Raw genomic sequence first — 16,883 nt, 5'->3', positions numbered from 1 at the left:
CGCGGCTGCGTGCGCCGCTACGGCGCGCCGGCCGCGAGCCCGGCGCGGCATCGCGCCGCCCGGGCAGCGCCGCGCCGCGTCACGTCGGCGCGCTGACGCCGTTCCTGCACAGCAGCGACCCGCGCATCGCGCAACAGGCCGAACTCGCGCTGCGCGTCGCGAGCAAGCGGCTGCCGATTCTCGTGCTCGGCGAGACCGGCGCCGGCAAGGAAGTATTCGCGCGCGCGATCCACGACGCCGGCGCGCGGCGCGCGCGGCCGTTCGTCGCCGTCAACTGCGGCGCGCTGCCCGAAGCGCTGATCGAGAGCGAACTGTTCGGTTACGCGGCCGGCGCATTCACCGGCGCACGCAAGCACGGCGCGCGCGGCAAGATCGCGCTCGCCGACGGCGGCACGCTGTTTCTCGATGAAATCGGCGACATGCCGCTCGCGCTGCAGACGCGCCTGTTGCGCGTGCTGGCCGACGGCGAGGTCGTGCCGCTCGGCAGCGATACGCCCGTGCGCGTCGATCTCGACGTGATCTGCGCGACGCACCGCGATCTCGCGCGGATGGTGGCCGACGGCACGTTCCGCGAGGATCTGTACTACCGGTTGAGCGGCGCGACGTTCGACCTGCCGCCGCTGCGCGAACGCGCGGACGTGCGCGACGTGATCGCCGCCGTGTTCGCCGAGGAAGCGCAGGCGACCGGCCACGTGCTCACGCTCGACGCGACGCTCGCCGAACAGCTCGCCGCCTACCCATGGCCGGGCAACGTGCGGCAACTGCGCAACGTGCTGCGCTATGCGTGCGCGGTGTGCGACGCCGCGCGCGTGACGCGGCGCGACCTGCCGGCCGACCTCGCCGCGCAACTCGGCGGCGCGCCGGCGGGCGCGCTGCCCGACGATGAACGCAGCCGCATCGTCGCCGCGCTCACCGCGCATCGCTGGCGGCCCGACGCGGCCGCCCGGGCGCTCGGCATCTCGCGCGCGACGCTGTACCGGCGCATCGCGAAGCACCGGATCGTCGCGCCGCACCGCGCGTGACGCACCGGCGCACGCGCCGTCATGCGGACTGCCCGGCCGCTTCGTTCGCGTCGTCTGCCACGCCGGCCGCTGCGTCGCGCCGCGTGAACACCTCGTGCGCGGCGAACAGCGCGTTGAGCGCAGCCGGCATCCCCGCATACACGGCCATCTGCATGAACACCTCGACGATCTCGTCGCGCGTGCAGCCGACGTTCAGCGCGGCCTCGATATGCACCTTCAGTTGCGGCTGTGCGTTGCCGAGCGCGGCCAGCGCCGCGATCGTCGCGATTTCGCGCGCCTTCAGGTCGAGCTGCGGCCGGCTGTAAATGTCGCCGAAGCTGAATTCGACCAGCAGCCGTCCGAAGTCCGGTGCGATCGGCGCAAGCGCCGCGATCACGCGCTCGCCCACTTCGCCGTCGATTTCCTTCAGCTTGTTCCAGCCGCGCGTGTAGCGATCCTCAACGAGTCGTTCCATCGTGTCCGTCCTGTTCCGGTAAAGAGTGAGAAGGATTCGCCCGTCGTTCCATTTCCCGTTCCTGCGCCTCGTAGTACGCGATCTTGTCGCCGATCGCGTCGAGGCTCGCCTGCAGTTCCGCGATATGCGCGCGCACCGCGTCGCGATGCGCGACCAGCAAGTCGCGCCGCGCGCCGAACGTCGACTCGCCCTGCTCGCGCAGCACCGCGAACGCCTGCATCTGCGCGATCGGCATGCCGGTCGCCTTCAGGCGCATCACGAAAGCCAGCCAGTCAAGGTCGGCCGGCGCATAGAGCCGGTGCCCGGCCGCAGTGCGCGAGATCGCGCGCAGCAGCCCGGCCTGCTCGTAATACCGCAACGTATGCGTCGACACGCCCGTCAGTTCGGCGACTTGCCCGATCGTCAGCGGACCGGCGGCGGAGGGTTGGGATACGGTTTTCGACATGGCAGGAACGAGGTTAGGAGTTAGAGTTCACTCTAAGTCAAGCCCTGTCTGACGGCCAGCGCGACGTTCTCCCGGGACACACCCTCGGACACCGTAAAGAATGGTCAAAATCGGCCCCCGGCACCGGTTTCGGCCTTTACAGCACCGCAAGCCTTCAGCAAGATTCGGTCAGCCTGTCTTAAAAAGGGCACGCATTTGTCCTATGCTTAACGGCGACGCCCGGCCACCTCGCGCGTCGTCATCCGTTGCAACAGCCATTCATCCGTCAGAACCAGGGAGCCTTTGCCATGCTGAAAAAGCTGCTGATGCTGTTCGTCGCGCTATCGCTGTCGCTCGCCGCCGGCCTTGCCGCGGCCGTCGAAGTCAACACGGCTGACCAGGCCGCGCTCGAATCCGTGAAGGGGCTCGGGCCCGTGAAGTCGAAGGCGATCATCGACGAACGCACCAAGAACGGCCCGTTCAAGGACGCCGACGATCTCGCGAACCGCGTGAAGGGCCTCGGCACGAAGTCGGTCGGGCATCTCGAGGAAAACGGCCTGACGATCGGCGGCGCATCGACGCCGCCGAAGGGCGTGAAGCTGTCGAAGCCGGCCGCGACGACGTCCGCGACCACGTCGACCACGACGTCGGCAGGCACCGCGTCGACGTCCACGACGGCGACGGCCGGCACGACGACCGCGGCGCCCGCGCCGACGGCAAGCGCACCGGAAGCGGCCGCCAAGCCGGCCAAGACCAAGCGTGCGTCGAAGAAGGAAAAAGCGGCAGCGGCGGCGGCGGCATCCGCCGACGCGGGTGCGAGCGCACCGGCGGCCGCGTCGTCCACGAAGGCGACGAAGGGTTCGAAGAAGAAGAGCAAGAAGGACAAGGCAGCCTCCGCCGCCGCGGCGTCGGGCGCCTGATGTGCGCCGCGCGCGCGACGGCGTGCGCGCGGCATTCGTTCAACGGGCGCCGTCGTCACGGCGCCCTTTTCAGTGAAGGTGAAGAACCATGGGTCTCCTCGACATCGTTGGCGGTCTGATCGGCGGCCAGGCCGGCGGCAACTCCCAAAGCGCGCTGATCACGACCGCGCTCGAATTCATCAACAACCAGCCGGGCGGCCTGAACGGGCTGATCGAGAAGTTCAAGGCCGGCGGCGCCGGCGAGATCATCGGTTCGTGGGTCGGCACCGGCGAAAACCAGCCGATCTCGGCCGATACGCTGCAGAACGTGCTCGGCTCGGACGTCGTCGGCTCGCTCGCGAGCAAGGTCGGCATCGATCCGTCGCAGGCGTCGTCGATCCTCGCGCAGGTGCTGCCGCACGTCGTCAACGGCGCGACGCCGAACGGCGAAGTGCCGGCCGGCGGCCAGGTCGACACGTCGAACGTGCTCGGCACGCTGACGCAACTCGCCGGCATGTTCGGCGGCAACAAGCAGGCGTAAGCCCGCCGCGCAGCGCGCCGACATCCCGCGCAGCGGTTTCGGTCGCTCCATATGCAAACACCCCGCCGAGGCGGGGTGTTTGTTTTTGCGCGCCCGGCGCGAACCGGGCACGCTGCCGATGGCAGGCGATCAGTGCACGACGCGGTCGAACACGAACTGGCCGTCGTTGACGTCGACCGGGATCACGTCCTTCGGACCGAAGCGGCCGGCGAGGATCAGCTTCGCGACCGGGTTCTCGATCTCCTGCTGGATCGCGCGCTTCAGCGGCCGCGCACCGAACACCGGATCGTAGCCGACCTTCGCGATCTGTTCGAGCGCAGCGGGCGACACGTCGAGCGCCATGTCCAGCTTCGCAAGCCGGTCGTGCAGGCGCGCCAACTGGATCTTCGCGATCGACTCGATGTTGCTGCGGTCGAGCGCATGGAACACGACGACGTCGTCGATCCGGTTCAGGAACTCGGGGCGGAAATGCTGCTTCACCTCGAGCCACACGGCGTCCTTGATCTCGTCCTGCGGCGAGCCGGTCATGGCCTGGATCACCTGCGAGCCGAGGTTCGACGTCATCACGATGACCGTGTTCTTGAAGTCGACCGTGCGCCCCTGCCCGTCCGTCATGCGGCCGTCGTCGAGCACCTGCAGCAGCACGTTGAACACGTCCGGATGCGCCTTCTCGATCTCGTCGAGCAGGATCACGCTGTACGGCTTGCGGCGCACGGCTTCCGTCAGGTAGCCGCCTTCCTCGTAGCCGACATAGCCGGGCGGCGCGCCGATCAGCCGCGCGACGCTGTGCTTCTCCATGAACTCGCTCATGTCGATGCGGATCAGGTGCTCTTCCGAATCGAACAGGAACGACGCCAGCGCCTTGCACAGCTCGGTCTTGCCGACCCCCGTCGGGCCGAGGAACAGGAACGAGCCGTACGGACGGTTCGGATCGGCGAGACCCGCGCGCGACCGACGGATCGCATCGGCCACCGCGCTGATCGCCTCGTCCTGGCCGACCACGCGCTCATGCAGCTTTTCCTCGATGTGCAGCAGCTTCTCGCGTTCGCCCTGCATCATCCGCGACACGGGAATCCCCGTCGAACGCGACACGACTTCCGCGATTTCCTCGGCGCCGACCTGCGTGCGCAGCAGGCGCGGGCGCGTCGGGTTGTGCTGCTCCTGCTCTTCGGCCTGCGTGACCTGCTTCAGTTGCGACTCGAGCTGCGGCAGCTTGCCGTACTGCAGCTCGGCGACCTTCTCGAGCTTGCCTTCACGCTGCAGGCGCGCGATGTCCGCCCGCACCTTCTCGATCTCTTCCTTGAGCTGCGCGCTGCCCTGCACCGCGGCCTTCTCGGCGGTCCAGATCTCTTCCAGGTCCGCATATTCGCGGCCGAGGCGTTCGATCTCTTCCTCGATCAGCTGCAGGCGCTTCTGCGACGCTTCGTCCTGCTCCTTCTTCACGGCTTCGCGCTCGATCTTCAGCTGGATCAGACGACGGTCGAGCTTGTCCATCTCTTCGGGCTTCGAATCGATTTCCATCTTGATCTTCGAAGCGGCTTCGTCGATCAGGTCGATCGCCTTGTCGGGCAGGAAGCGGTCGGTGATGTAGCGGTGCGACAGCTCGGCCGCGGCGACGATCGCCGGGTCGGTGATGTCGACGCCGTGGTGCAGTTCGTACTTCTCCTGCAGCCCGCGCAGGATCGCGATCGTCGCCTCGACGCTCGGCTCGTCGACGAGCACCTTCTGGAAGCGGCGCTCGAGCGCGGCGTCCTTCTCGATGTACTTGCGGTATTCGTCGAGCGTGGTCGCGCCGATGCAGTGCAGCTCGCCGCGCGACAGCGCCGGCTTCAGCATGTTGCCCGCGTCCATCGCGCCTTCGGCCTTGCCCGCGCCGACCATCGTGTGGATCTCGTCGATGAAGACGATCGTCTGGCCTTCGTCCTTCGCGATGTCGTTGAGCACCGCCTTCAGGCGCTCCTCGAACTCGCCGCGATACTTCGCGCCGGCGAGCAGCGCGGCCATGTCGAGCGACAGCACGCGCTTGCCCTTCAGCGTCTCGGGCACTTCGCCGTTGACGATCCGCTGCGCGAGCCCTTCGACGATCGCCGTCTTGCCGACGCCCGGCTCGCCGATCAGCACCGGGTTGTTCTTGGTGCGGCGCTGCAGGATCTGGATCGAGCGGCGGATTTCGTCGTCGCGGCCGATCACCGGATCGAGCTTGCCCGCGCGGGCGCGCTCGGTCAGGTCGACCGTGTATTTCTTCAGCGCCTCGCGCTGGCTTTCCGCATCCTGGCTGTGCACCTGCGAGCCGCCGCGCACCGCGGCGATCGCGGCTTCCAGCGCCTTGCGCGTGAGGCCGTGCTGACGCGCGAGCTTGCCGGCATCGCCCTTGTCGTCGGACACCGCGAGCAGGAACATCTCGCTCGCGATGAACGTGTCGTTGAGCTTCTGCGCTTCCTTGTCGGCCTGGTTCAGCAGCCCGGCCAACTCACGGCCGATCTGGATGTCGCCGCCCGTACCCGTCACCTGCGGCAGGCGCGAGATGGCTTCGTTCAGCGCGCCTTGCAGCGCCTGCACGTGCACGCCCGCACGCGACATCAGCGAGCGGGCCGAGCCGTCCTGTTGCGCGACCAGCGCCGCGAGGACGTGAACGGGTTCGATGTATTGATTGTCGCGGCCTGCCGCGAGGCTTTGCGCGTCCGCGAGTGCTTCCTGGAACTTGGTGGTGAGCTTGTCGATTCTCATTTAGTCGAGACCTCCAATTTTCGATTAACACCAAGATGAGGATGGTTATGCGGCTTTCAAGCGAAATTCGGGTTGATTCAGCGCAAAAAATGCCGGATCGCCTGAAAACGGCCGGCGGCGTGACGGGATGGGCGGCGCCCGCGTGTCAGTGGGCCTTGGACGACGGCTCGGCGGCCGCCGACACCTCGTCCGGCTCCGGCGCCGCACGCACGAGCGCGACCGGGCGAATGCCGAGCAGCGCCACGAGCGGCGACGCAGGCTCGGCCAGTTCGCCGATCGTGTGACGATCGAGCTCCGCGAAGAAGGCATCGCGCGCGGCCGCGAGCACGCCCTTCAGCCGGCACTGCGGCTCGATCACGCAGCCGCGCGACTCGCTGTCGTCGGGCGAAAAGCAACCGACCAGCGCGAAGTCGTTTTCGGTCGCCCGCACCACCTGGCCGACCGTCAGTTGCAGCGAATCGGCGAACAGCCGCAACCCGCCGTTACGGCCGCGAACGGTGTCGACCCAGCCCAGCTCGCCGAGCTGCTGCACCACTTTCATCAGATGGTTCTTCGAGATGCCGTAGGCGTCCGAGATCTCCTGGATCGTCGCGAGCCCCTCGCCGCGCACGGCCAGGTACAGCATCACGCGCAGCGAATAGTCGGTGTAGTCGGTGAGTCTCATGAGCGAATACGGAAAAGATCGATCGTGCCCCGATTACCTGAACCGAGCCGATCGCGATGCGTGCAGGGGCCGATCGATGGTGCCGTTGCGCGGCCCCGGGTTGCCGGGATCGCGTGCGCGCAATAAGATGCGTGACATCTACACGTTTTCCAGGGGTTATTGGACGCTATTTTGCGTCAAAATCCGGCCGGCGTCCTGCTCGTCACCCGTGCCGCCGCGCCGTCGCTGCCCCGATCCACCGGCCATTTTCGTCATGACTGCCCTGCCCACCTCGCCCGAATCCGCACCGGCCCGCCCCCGCGACGCCGAGCCGACCGAAGACAACATCCGCGATCTCGTCTACGCGTTCTACGACCGCGTGCGCGCCGATCCGCTGCTCGGACCCGTGTTCGACGCGAAGCTGGCCGGCCGCTGGGACGATCATCTGCCGAAGATGGTGACGTTCTGGTCGAGCCTCGTGCTCGGCACCAAGGGCTATCGCGGCAACGTGCAGCAGGCGCACCAGCCGCTCGACGGGATCGAGCCGGCCCACTTCAGCCGCTGGCTGTCGCTGTTCCTGAAAACCGTCGAAGCGCGCTACGCGCCGCCGGCGGCGCTCCGTTTCATGGAGCCCGCGCTGCGGATCGCGCAGAGCCTGCAGTTGAGCCGGTTCGGCTGGGATTACCAGATTCCGCCCGAGCAGCAGGCGCTGCTCGACGCGATCGCGCCGCGCCGTCGCGACGCGGGCGACGATCCGCACGCGTTGCCGTCGCGGGCCCGCGGCGAGCCGTTTCCGACCAAGATCATCGGGCGCAGCGTCGACCCGGACGCGTAACGCCCGTCACCCGCGGCGCTCGCGCGCATGCGGCACATCGCCGCATCGTTCGCGCGCCGCGCTCAGCGCCGCGTGTTGCCCGACTCGACGCCCCAGCGCGCGAGCGCGGCGTCGTCGGTGCTGCGCGCATCGACCCAGCGCTCGCCGTCGGGCGTCGTTTCCTTCTTCCAGAACGGCGCTTCGGTCTTCAGGTAATCCATCACGAATTCGCACGATGCAAACGCATCGCCGCGGTGCGACGCGACCGTCGCGACCATCACGATCTGGTCGAGCGGCAACAGCCTGCCGACGCGATGCACGATCGCGACGTCGATGCCCGGCCAGCGCCGGCCGGCCTCGGCCGCGATCTTCTCGAGCGCCTTCTCGGTCATTCCGGGATAGTGCTCGAGCTCCATCGCGGCGACCGACTCGCCTTCGTTCAGGTCGCGCACCGTGCCGACGAAGCACGCGACCGCACCGATCTTCGGGTTGCGCGCCCGCAATGCCGCCACTTCGGCATTCAGATCGAAATCGTCGGTCTGGACTCGTACCGTTGCCATCGCCCGGCCCTCAACCGCCCGTCACCGGCGGAAAGAACGCGACCTCGCAGCCTTCGGTGAGCCGCGTGTCGGGATCGGTCATCTCGTGGTTGCACGCCATGCGCAACGCGCGCCCTTCGGCGAGCGTGTCGGCCCACGCGCCGCCGCGCACGCGCAGCCACGCGCGCACGTCACCGACGGTCGTCACGCCGTCCGGTACGTTGGCTTCTTCATCGGCGACGCCCAGCGCTTCGCGCACGCTTGCAAAAAATTTCAGCTGAATCTTCATGGTTCGGGAAGCCGCCGCGTTACGACAGCAGTTCGGAAAACGGAATGAAACGCACGGTCTCGCCGGCGCTGATCGCGTGCTGCGGCGGATTGTCGATCAGGCCGTCGCCCCAGACCGTCGACGTGAGCACGGCCGAGCTCTGGTTCGGGAACAGGTCGAGGCCGCCGGCCGCATTCACGCGCGCACGCAGGAATTCGTTGCGCCGGTCGCCCTTGCTCTGCGAAAAATCGGCACGCAGCGACAACGCGCGCGGCGCGACGTCGCGCACGCCGGACAGGCGCAGCAGGAACGGCCGCACGAACAGCAGGAACGTGACGAAGCTCGAGACCGGGTTGCCGGGCAGCCCGATGAAATGCGCGTCGGCGCGCTCGTCGCCGCGGCGCACGGCACCATACGCGAGCGGCTTGCCGGGCTTCATCGCGATCTGCCACAGCGCGAGCCGCCCTTCCGCCTCGACGGCCGGCTTCACGTGATCCTCGTCGCCGACCGACACGCCGCCGCTCGTCAGGATCACGTCGTGATCGCGGGCGGCCTCCCGCAGCGTGTCGCGGGTCGCGGCCAGCGAGTCGGGCACGATGCCGTAGTCGGTCACGTGACAGCCCAGCCGCTCCAGCAGCCCGCGCAGCGTGAAGCGGTTCGAGTTGTAGATCGCGCCGGGTTTCAGCGGCTCGCCGGGCATCGTCAGTTCGTCGCCGGTGAAGAACACCGCCACGCGAATCCGCCGCGCGACCGACAGCTGCGCGCAGCCGACCGATGCGGCGAGACCCAGCGCCTGCGGCGTGAGCCGCGTGCCGGCCGGCAGGATCACCGCCCCCTGGCGGATGTCCGCGCCCTGCGCGGTGATCCATTCACCGGCCTTCGGCGTGTGCAGGATCTCGACCGCGTCGCCGTCGGCCGACGCCTGCTCCTGCATCACGACCGCGTCGGCGCCGGGCGGCACCGTCGCGCCGGTGAAGATCCGCGCGGCCGTGCCGGCCGCGAGCGGTTGCGCCGGATGGCCAGCCGGAATGCGCTGCGACACCGGCAACCGCCGATCGCCGTGCAGCAGGTCGGCGACGCGCACCGCATAGCCGTCCATCGCGCTCGTGTGCATCGGCGGCACGTCGAGCGGCGACCTGACGTCGGCCGCCAGCACGCGGCCGAGCGCGTCGAGCGTGGCGACGGTTTCGGCGCCGGACAGCGGCTTCGCGGCATCGAGCAGCGCGGCGAGCGCCTCGGCGGTCGACAGCATTGGCGCGCGCGGCGCCGCGGGATTCGGGTTCGACATCGATGGAATCGGGGATCGTTGGAATCAAACCGTCATTGTAGCGACGCCGTCACGCGCACGCGCGATATGGCGCGCATGCGAAGACTGTGATCGGCGCGAACGCGCGGGTCTGGCACTTGTTTCGCGCGGAGAACGATGCCCGGATGCCGAGCCCGCGAACCAAACGAAACGGCCGGAACCCCGATCCGTTCGACGAATCGGCGTTCCGGCCGTCCTGCGCCGCCGGGCCTGCGGGCCCGGCCGTGCGTCATGCGCCCGTATGGGCGGCGATGAAGTCCTTCACCTGCTGCGCGTCGGCCTTCACGACCTCGAAGCGCTGCGGCAGCGCCTCGAGCCCGTCGAATGCGGCCGGCCGCTCGGCTTCGCGGTCGAGCGCTTCGCGGATCGTCTCGCCGAACTTGATCGGCTGCGCCGTCTCGAGCACGACCATCGGCACGCCGGCTTCCAGGTGCTCGCGCGCGACCTTCACGCCGTCGGCCGTATGCGTGTCGATCATCGTGTCGTAGCGCGAGAACACGTCGCGGATCGTCGCGATGCGGTCGGTGTGGCTGCTGCGGCCCGACACGAAACCGAATTCGGCGACGCGCGCGAAATCGCCGCTCGCCGCGAGATCGAAGCCGCCCTTCTCCTCGACGTCGCGGAACAGCTGCATCACGCGGGCCGGATCGCGGCCGAGCAGGTCGAACACGAAGCGCTCGAAGTTCGACGCCTTCGAGATGTCCATGCTCGGGCTGCTCGTGTGATAGGTGTTCTCGGCGCTGCGCACGCGATACGCGCCCGTGCGGAAGAACTCGTCGAGCACGTCGTTTTCGTTGGTCGCGACCACCAGCTTCGCGATCGGCAGCCCCATCATCCGCGCGATGTGGCCCGCGCAGACGTTGCCGAAGTTGCCCGACGGCACCGTGAACGACACGCGCTCGTCGTTGGACTGCGTCGCCGCGAAGTAGCCCTTGAAGTAGTAGACGACCTGCGCGACGACACGCGCCCAGTTGATCGAGTTGACGGTGCCGATCTTCTGCTGCGCCTTGAATGCATGATCGTTCGACACGGCCTTCACGATGTCCTGGCAATCGTCGAACACGCCTTCGACCGCGAGGTTGAAGATGTTCGGATCCTGCAGGCTGAACATCTGCGCCGTCTGGAACGCGCTCATCTTCTTGTGCGGCGACAGCATGAACACGCGCACGCCGGCCTTGCCGCGCATCGCGTACTCGGCCGCGCTGCCGGTGTCGCCCGACGTCGCGCCGAGGATGTTCAGCGCTTCACCGTGCTTCGCGAGCGTGTACTCGAACAGGTTGCCGAGCAGCTGCATCGCCATGTCCTTGAACGCGAGCGTCGGGCCGTTCGACAGTTCGAGCAGCGACAGCGCCGCGCCGTGCTCGGTGCCGAGCGTCTTCAGCGGCGTGATGTCGGACGCGTTCTCGCCGTGGCGCGTGTTGCTGTACACGGCGGCCGTGTACGTGCGGCGCGTGATCGCGCGCAGGTCGTCGGCCGGCACGTCGTCGCAGAACTTCGACAGGATCTCGAACGCGAGATCCGCGTACGACAGCGTACGCCAGCGCGCGAGCTCGTCGGCCGACACCTTCGGATACTCGGCAGGCAGGTAGAGCCCGCCGTCCTTCGCGAGACCGCCGAGCAGGATGTCGGAGAACGTATGGCGCTCGCCGATGCCGGCGCCGCGCGTGGAAATGTAGTTCATGTCGTCCTCGGCTCAGTTCAGCGCTTCCATGCGCAGCTTCGTGACCTTCGAGACCACCGTCGCCAGGCTCTCGATCTGCGCGATCGCCGCGTTGACGTTCTTCTCGACCGTCTCGTGCGTGATCAGGATGATGTCGGTCTCGCCGTTCGCGCCGTCGATCTGCTCCGATTCCTTCTGCAGCAGCGCGTCGATCGAGATGCCCGATTCGGCGAGGATGCGCGTAATCGCGGCGAGCACGCCGGTCTGGTCGGCGACGCGCAGGCGCAGGTAGTAGCCGCTCGTCACTTCCTCGATCGGCAAGATCGGCGTGTTCGACAGGCTGTCCGGCTGGAACGCGAGATGCGGCACGCGATGCTCGGGGTCGGCCGTGTGCAGGCGCGTGACGTCGACGAGATCCGCGACGACGGCCGACGCGGTCGGCTCCGCGCCCGCGCCCTTGCCGTAGTACAGCGTCGTGCCGACTGCGTCGCCGTGCACGACGACCGCGTTCATCGCGCCCTCGACGTTCGCGAGCAGGCGCTTTTCCGGAATCAGCGTCGGGTGCACGCGCAGCTCGATGCCGTTTTCGGCGCGGCGCGTGATGCCGAGCAGCTTGATCCGGTAGCCGAGCTCCTCCGCGTAGCGGATGTCGGTCGCGTCGAGCTTGCTGATGCCCTCGACGTACGCGCGGTCGAACTGCACCGGCACGCCGAACGCGATCGCGCTCATGATCGTCGCCTTGTGCGCGGCGTCGACGCCTTCGATGTCGAAGGTCGGATCGGCTTCCGCGTAGCCGAGCTCCTGCGCGGCCTTCAGCGCGGTCGCGAAGTCGAGCCCGCGGTCGCGCATTTCCGACAGGATGTAGTTGGTCGTGCCGTTGATGATGCCGGCGATGTACTGGATGCGGTTCGCGGTCAGGCCTTCGCGCAGCGCCTTGATGATCGGGATGCCGCCGGCGACGGCCGCCTCGAACGCGACCATCACGCCCTTCTCGCGCGCGGCTTCGAAGATCTCGGTGCCGTGCACCGCGAGCAGCGCCTTGTTCGCCGTCACGACGTGCTTGCCGTTCGCGATCGCGCGCAGCACGAGCTCGCGCGCGATACCCGTGCCGCCGATCATCTCGGCGATGATCGCGATCGACGGATCGTCGACGACCGCGTTGAAATCGTCGGTGATCTGCGCGGCGGCGGCGTCACCGCCGAGCGCAGCCTGCGCCTTGGCCGGGTTGCGCACGGCAATGCGCGCCACCTCGATGCCGCGCCCCGCGCGTCGCTTGATTTCTTCCTGGTTGCGGCGCAGCACCGTGAAGGTGCCGCTGCCCACCGTGCCGAAGCCCAACAGGCCAACTTTGATCGGTTCCATGCTGCGTGTGATCGATGAGTAAGAAGTAGTGAGTTCCGTGTGGTCCTGCCCGCTCAGACCGAATGGCGCTTGCGGTAGCCGTCGAGGAAGCGTGCGATCCGGTTGATCGAATCGGTCAGGTCGTCGAGGTTCGGCAGGAAGACCACGCGGAAGTGGTCGGGCGTCGTCCAGTTGAAACCCGTGCCCTGGACGAGCAGCACGCGCTCCTCGAGCAACAGGTCGAGAATGAACTGCTGGTCGTTCTGGATCGGATAGAGCTTCGGGTCGAGGCGCGGGAACATGTACAGCGCGGCCTGCGGTTTCACGCAGGTCACGCCCGGGATCGACGTCAGCATGTCATACGCGAGTTCGCGCTGCTTGTACAGGCGCCCGCTCGGCACGATCAGCTCGTTGATGCTCTGGTAGCCGCCGAGCGCCGTCTGGATCGCGAACTGGCCGGGCACGTTCGCGCACAGGCGCATCGACGACAGGATGCCGAGCCCCTCGAGGTAATCCTTCGCGCGCCGGCGGTTGTCGCCGCCGAGGCCCGACACGGCCATCCAGCCCGCGCGGTAGCCGCACGAGCGATAGCTCTTCGACAGGCTGTTGAACGTGACGGTGATCACGTCCTCCGACAGCGCACCGAGCGCCGTGTGCTCGAGGCCGTCGTAGACGATCTTGTCGTAGACCTCGTCGGCGAACACGATCAGCCCGTGCTGGCGCGCGATCTCGAGCAGCTCCAGCAGCAATTCGTCGGAATAAAGCGCGCCGGTCGGATTGTTCGGGTTGATCACGACGATCGCCTTCGTGTTCGGCGTGATCTTGCGGCGGATGTCGTCGAGATCGGGCATCCACGCGTTCTGCTCGTCGCACACGTAGTGGACCGGCGTGCCGCCCGACAGGCTCACGGCCGCCGTCCACAGCGGGTAGTCGGGCGCGGGCAGCAGCACTTCGTCGCCGTCGTTCAGGAGCGCCTGGGTCGCCATCACGATCAGCTCGGACGCGCCGTTGCCGATGTAGATGTCGTCGAGGCCGACGCCGACGACGCCCTTTTCCTGCGTGTAGTGCATCACGGCCTTGCGCGCCGAGAACACGCCCTTCGAATCCGAATAGCCGGACGACGCCGGCAGGTTGCGGATCATGTCCTGGATGATCTCGTCGGGCGCGTCGAAACCGAACGGCGCGAGGTTGCCGATGTTCAGCTTGATGATGCGGTGGCCTTCTTCCTCGAGGCGCTTCGCGTGCTCGAGCACCGGGCCACGGATGTCGTAGCAGACGTTGAGCAGCTTGTTCGACTTCTGAATCGGTTTCACGACGACACGGTTCCTGGGTTGGCCTTGCGGCCGGGGGGACGGGATCAAAACTGGAAAGCGGCCGGTCTGTGCGCGCTGTCTAGACTGGGAAAAAGCGGCGGTCGGACGCGGCTTGTGGCGACGCACGACGCAAGTGGCGCCCGGGGGCGACCAAAAAGTTATAATTTAGCGGATTTTGGCCGACTTTCGCAATGCACCATAGCCGCGCCGGGCCCGCGCCGTCAGGCGTCCCCGCGTGCCCGGGCGCGCGAAACCGGCCAGCCGGGCCCGCACGGCCCGGCCAATCCATTCCCCTACGGAACCGCGGAATACCGATTTGAAACTGCACCAGGACGCGAGCGGCGCGCTCAACACCGTCACCGGCTACGGCCCCGATTATGTCGACGTCAATCTCGAACGCCACGAAACGAGCGTCATCGTGCTGCCCGGCGCGCCGGTCCAGGCCTGGCCCGTGTCGTCGTTCGACGCGCTCGCGCCCGAGCATTTCGCGATGCTGCTCGAGCCGACGCCCGAGCTCGTGATCTTCGGCAGCGGCGCGCGGCTGCGCTTCCCCCACCCGCGGCTCGTCGCGGCGCTCACCGCGCAGCGGATCGGCGTCGAAACGATGGATTTCCAGGCCGCCTGCCGCACCTACAACATCCTGATGGCCGAGGGCCGCAAAGTCGCCGCCGCGCTCTTAATTGAACGTTAATCCCCGATGCGGTAAAACTCGGGCCGGCGCAGCGGGTCGATCCCCCGATCGGCCCGGCCAGGCCGCCCGCCCCCGGCGCCACCCGCCGGCGGCCCGTCACAACAACCAACAGGCTGAAAACCCATGAACGATACGCCGTCGAGGCTACCGCTCAATCGCATCACGCTCGTCCTCCTGCTCGTCGCGCTCGCGATCGTCTGGTTCGCGCCGCTCGGGCTGCGCCACCTGATCCCGAGCGACGAAGGCCGCTACGCGGAAATGGCGCGCGAGATGTTCGTCACCGGCGACTGGATCACGCCGCGCTACAACGGTTACAAGTACTTCGAGAAGCCGCCGCTGCAGACCTGGCTGAACGCGCTGACGTTCGCGTGGTTCGGCATCGGCGAATGGCAGGCGCGCCTCTATACCGCCGTGGCCAGCTTCGCCGGCGTGCTGCTCGTCGGCTACACCGGCGCGCGCCTGTTCAACCCGCTGTCGGGCTTCCTCGCCGCCGTCGTGCTGGCCAGCTCGCCGTACTGGAACCTGATGGGCCACTTCAACGCGCTCGACATGGGGCTCGCGTTCTGGATGGCGCTGTCGCTCTGCTCGCTGCTGCTCGCGCAGCGGCCCGGGCTGCGCCCGGCCGCGGTGCGCGGCTGGATGTGGGCGTGCTGGGCCGCGATGGCGTTCGCGGTGCTGTCCAAGGGCCTCGTCGGCCTGATCCTGCCCGGCGCCGTGCTCGTGCTGTACACGCTGATCGCGCGCGACTGGGCGCTGTGGAAGCGCCTGTACCTGGTCAGCGGCCTCGTGATCTTCTTCGCGATCGTCACGCCGTGGTTCGTGCTCGTCCAGCAGCGCAACCCCGAGTTCTTCAACTTCTTCTTCATCGTCCAGCAGTTCCGCCGGTACCTGACCCCGGAACAGAACCGCCCGGGTCCGCTGTACTACTTCGTGCCCGTGCTGCTGGTCGGCTTCCTGCCGTGGCTGTCGGTCGCGTGGCAGAGCATCCGCCATGCGGTGCGGATGCCGCGCCAGCCGAACGGCTTCGCGCCGATGCTCGTGCTGCTGATCTGGAGCGCGTTCATCTTCCTGTTCTTCAGCGCGTCGCATTCGAAGCTGATCTCGTACGTGCTGCCGGTCGCGCCGGCGCTCGCGCTGATCATCGGCGCGTACCTGCCGCTGATGACGGCCGACCGCTTCCGTCGCCACCTGCTCGGCTACCTCGTGTTTTTCGTCGCCGCGGCGTTCGGGATCGTCTTCCTCGCGTACCAGGGCGACGCCCGCACGCCGAACGCGCTGTACCGGGCGTTCCAGATGTGGCTGTACGCCGGCCTCGCGGTCGCGGCCGCGCTGACGCTCGTGGCCGCGTGGCTGAACCGTCGCGCGGGCGTGGCCGCCGCGCTCGCCACGTTCGGCGCCGCATGGCTCGTGTTCGGCACGATCGGCGGCACCGGGCACGACGAGTTCGGCCGCTACAGCTCGGGCGCGCTGCTCGCGCCGGCCGTGCGCGCCGAACTGGCGAAGCTGCCGCCCGACACGCCGTTCTACTCGATCGAAATGCTCGACCACACGTTCCCGTTCTACATGGGTCACACGACGATCATGGTGCAGCGCCAGGACGAGCTCGCGTTCGGGATCTCGGTCGAGCCGAACAAGTGGATTCCGACCGTCGGCGAATGGATCACGCGCTGGAAGCAGGAAACCCACGCGCTCGCGATCATGCCGCCCGGCCAGTACGACGCGCTGGTCAAGGAAGGCGTGCCGATGCGCGTGATCGCGCGCGACAACCGGCGCGTGATCGTCGAGAAACCGCAATCGTAAGGACGCCTCCCGCATGAACCCCGTTTCGTTCGTCTGCATCATCACCGGCGTGATGCTCAACGCCTGTGCGCAACTTCTGCTGAAAGCCGGCGTCAACGCCGTAGGACACTTCGAATTCAGCCGTGCGAACATCATCCCGGTCGGCCTGAAGATCGCGACCCAGTTGCCGATCATCGGCGGCCTCGGCTGCTACGTGCTGAGCGTCGTCGTGTGGATCGTCGGGCTGTCGCGGGTCGACGTGTCGATCGCGTACCCGATGCTGTCGCTCGGCTACGTCGTCAACGCGTTCGCGGCGTGGTACCTGTTCGGCGAGGTGCTGTCGGTCCAGCGGCTCGTCGGCATCGGCATCATCCTGATCGGTGTGCTCGTGCTCGCGCGCAGTTGAGCACGGCGCGCGGCGTTAAGCGTCCGCCTACAAAAAATCACGGTACGAATCCGCCA

Annotated in this window: 17 protein-coding genes; 7 read left to right on the top strand and 10 right to left on the bottom strand. The window is 67.7% G+C overall.

Annotated features, from left to right (window positions below):
- On the top strand, nucleotides 1-1,022 hold a 1,022-nt coding region (locus tag MMB92_RS09795), incomplete at its 5' end, for a sigma 54-interacting transcriptional regulator (protein WP_253602171.1).
- Between the two features lie 19 nt (nucleotides 1,023-1,041).
- Here the strand turns inward: MMB92_RS09795 and MMB92_RS09790 are convergent.
- Together MMB92_RS09790 and MMB92_RS09785 are read right to left on the bottom strand one after the other, a co-directional pair.
- A complete protein-coding gene (locus MMB92_RS09790) occupies nucleotides 1,042-1,476 on the bottom strand; it encodes a carboxymuconolactone decarboxylase family protein (protein ID WP_034201641.1) in 435 nt (144 codons plus the stop codon).
- Complete coding sequence (locus MMB92_RS09785) at nucleotides 1,460-1,921, bottom strand: MerR family transcriptional regulator (RefSeq protein WP_006484054.1); 462 nt, start codon at nucleotides 1,919-1,921, stop codon at nucleotides 1,460-1,462. The genes MMB92_RS09790 and MMB92_RS09785 overlap by 17 nt, the downstream gene beginning before the upstream one ends.
- Nucleotides 1,922-2,208: 287 nt before the next feature.
- On the opposite strand from MMB92_RS09785, the gene MMB92_RS09780 reads away from it, so the two are divergent.
- Nucleotides 2,209-2,820, top strand: coding sequence for a helix-hairpin-helix domain-containing protein (locus MMB92_RS09780; protein WP_006496393.1), 612 nt, complete (start codon nucleotides 2,209-2,211; stop codon nucleotides 2,818-2,820).
- An 88-nt stretch (nucleotides 2,821-2,908) separates the two neighbouring features.
- Nucleotides 2,909-3,340: a YidB family protein gene (locus tag MMB92_RS09775; protein ID WP_006484058.1), complete on the top strand. Its 432-nt coding sequence runs from the start codon at nucleotides 2,909-2,911 to the stop codon at nucleotides 3,338-3,340.
- Between the two features lie 129 nt (nucleotides 3,341-3,469).
- Here the strand turns inward: MMB92_RS09775 and clpB are convergent, their stop codons facing one another.
- Both clpB and MMB92_RS09765 read right to left on the bottom strand, forming a co-directional pair.
- Nucleotides 3,470-6,067, bottom strand: coding sequence for an ATP-dependent chaperone ClpB (clpB, locus tag MMB92_RS09770; RefSeq protein WP_006496391.1), 2,598 nt, complete (start codon nucleotides 6,065-6,067; stop codon nucleotides 3,470-3,472).
- 145 nt (nucleotides 6,068-6,212) lie between these two features.
- Nucleotides 6,213-6,731, bottom strand: a complete 519-nt coding sequence (locus tag MMB92_RS09765) for an Rrf2 family transcriptional regulator (RefSeq protein ID WP_006484059.1) — start codon at nucleotides 6,729-6,731, stop codon at nucleotides 6,213-6,215.
- Nucleotides 6,732-6,984: 253 nt separating this feature from the next.
- On the opposite strand from MMB92_RS09765, the gene MMB92_RS09760 reads away from it, so the two are divergent.
- Nucleotides 6,985-7,545, top strand: a complete 561-nt coding sequence (locus MMB92_RS09760; protein ID WP_058901526.1) for a group III truncated hemoglobin — start codon at nucleotides 6,985-6,987, stop codon at nucleotides 7,543-7,545.
- A 62-nt stretch (nucleotides 7,546-7,607) separates the two neighbouring features.
- On the opposite strand, the gene MMB92_RS09755 is transcribed toward MMB92_RS09760, so the two are convergent.
- The 6 genes from MMB92_RS09755 to MMB92_RS09730 form a co-directional block, all read right to left on the bottom strand.
- A complete protein-coding gene (locus tag MMB92_RS09755) occupies nucleotides 7,608-8,084 on the bottom strand; it encodes a molybdenum cofactor biosynthesis protein MoaE (RefSeq protein WP_006482862.1) in 477 nt (158 codons plus the stop codon).
- Between the two features lie 10 nt (nucleotides 8,085-8,094).
- Nucleotides 8,095-8,352, bottom strand: a complete 258-nt coding sequence (gene moaD, locus MMB92_RS09750) for a molybdopterin converting factor subunit 1 (RefSeq protein WP_034201638.1) — start codon at nucleotides 8,350-8,352, stop codon at nucleotides 8,095-8,097.
- 19 nt (nucleotides 8,353-8,371) lie between these two features.
- Nucleotides 8,372-9,619 (bottom strand): gephyrin-like molybdotransferase Glp, encoded by a 1,248-nt coding sequence (gene glp, locus MMB92_RS09745; RefSeq protein WP_212066855.1) that lies wholly within the window; start codon nucleotides 9,617-9,619, stop codon nucleotides 8,372-8,374.
- A 247-nt stretch (nucleotides 9,620-9,866) separates the two neighbouring features.
- On the bottom strand, nucleotides 9,867-11,318 hold the full coding sequence (gene thrC, locus MMB92_RS09740; protein ID WP_006482856.1) for a threonine synthase: 1,452 nt from the start codon (nucleotides 11,316-11,318) through the stop codon (nucleotides 9,867-9,869).
- A 12-nt stretch (nucleotides 11,319-11,330) separates the two neighbouring features.
- Nucleotides 11,331-12,659, bottom strand: a complete 1,329-nt coding sequence (locus MMB92_RS09735; RefSeq protein ID WP_006482858.1) for a homoserine dehydrogenase — start codon at nucleotides 12,657-12,659, stop codon at nucleotides 11,331-11,333.
- A 53-nt stretch (nucleotides 12,660-12,712) separates the two neighbouring features.
- A complete protein-coding gene (locus MMB92_RS09730; RefSeq protein WP_006482871.1) occupies nucleotides 12,713-13,951 on the bottom strand; it encodes a pyridoxal phosphate-dependent aminotransferase in 1,239 nt (412 codons plus the stop codon).
- A 316-nt stretch (nucleotides 13,952-14,267) separates the two neighbouring features.
- Between MMB92_RS09730 and MMB92_RS09725 the strand changes: the two genes are divergently transcribed.
- From MMB92_RS09725 to MMB92_RS09715, 3 genes are all read left to right on the top strand, one after another.
- On the top strand, nucleotides 14,268-14,642 hold the full coding sequence (locus MMB92_RS09725) for an Mth938-like domain-containing protein (RefSeq protein ID WP_006482859.1): 375 nt from the start codon (nucleotides 14,268-14,270) through the stop codon (nucleotides 14,640-14,642).
- Between the two features lie 123 nt (nucleotides 14,643-14,765).
- Complete coding sequence (locus MMB92_RS09720) at nucleotides 14,766-16,442, top strand: glycosyltransferase family 39 protein (RefSeq protein ID WP_080331684.1); 1,677 nt, start codon at nucleotides 14,766-14,768, stop codon at nucleotides 16,440-16,442.
- Between the two features lie 13 nt (nucleotides 16,443-16,455).
- Entirely contained in the window at nucleotides 16,456-16,827 is a 372-nt protein-coding gene (locus MMB92_RS09715) for an EamA family transporter (protein WP_011352303.1), read from the top strand.
- The last annotated feature ends 56 nt before the right edge of the window (nucleotides 16,828-16,883 follow it).

It is taken from the genome of Burkholderia sp. IO2 (assembly GCF_029522185.1).
Taxonomy (GTDB): Bacteria; Pseudomonadota; Gammaproteobacteria; order Burkholderiales; family Burkholderiaceae; genus Burkholderia; species Burkholderia cenocepacia.
This window is presented reverse-complemented; position numbering and strand designations above follow the sequence as displayed.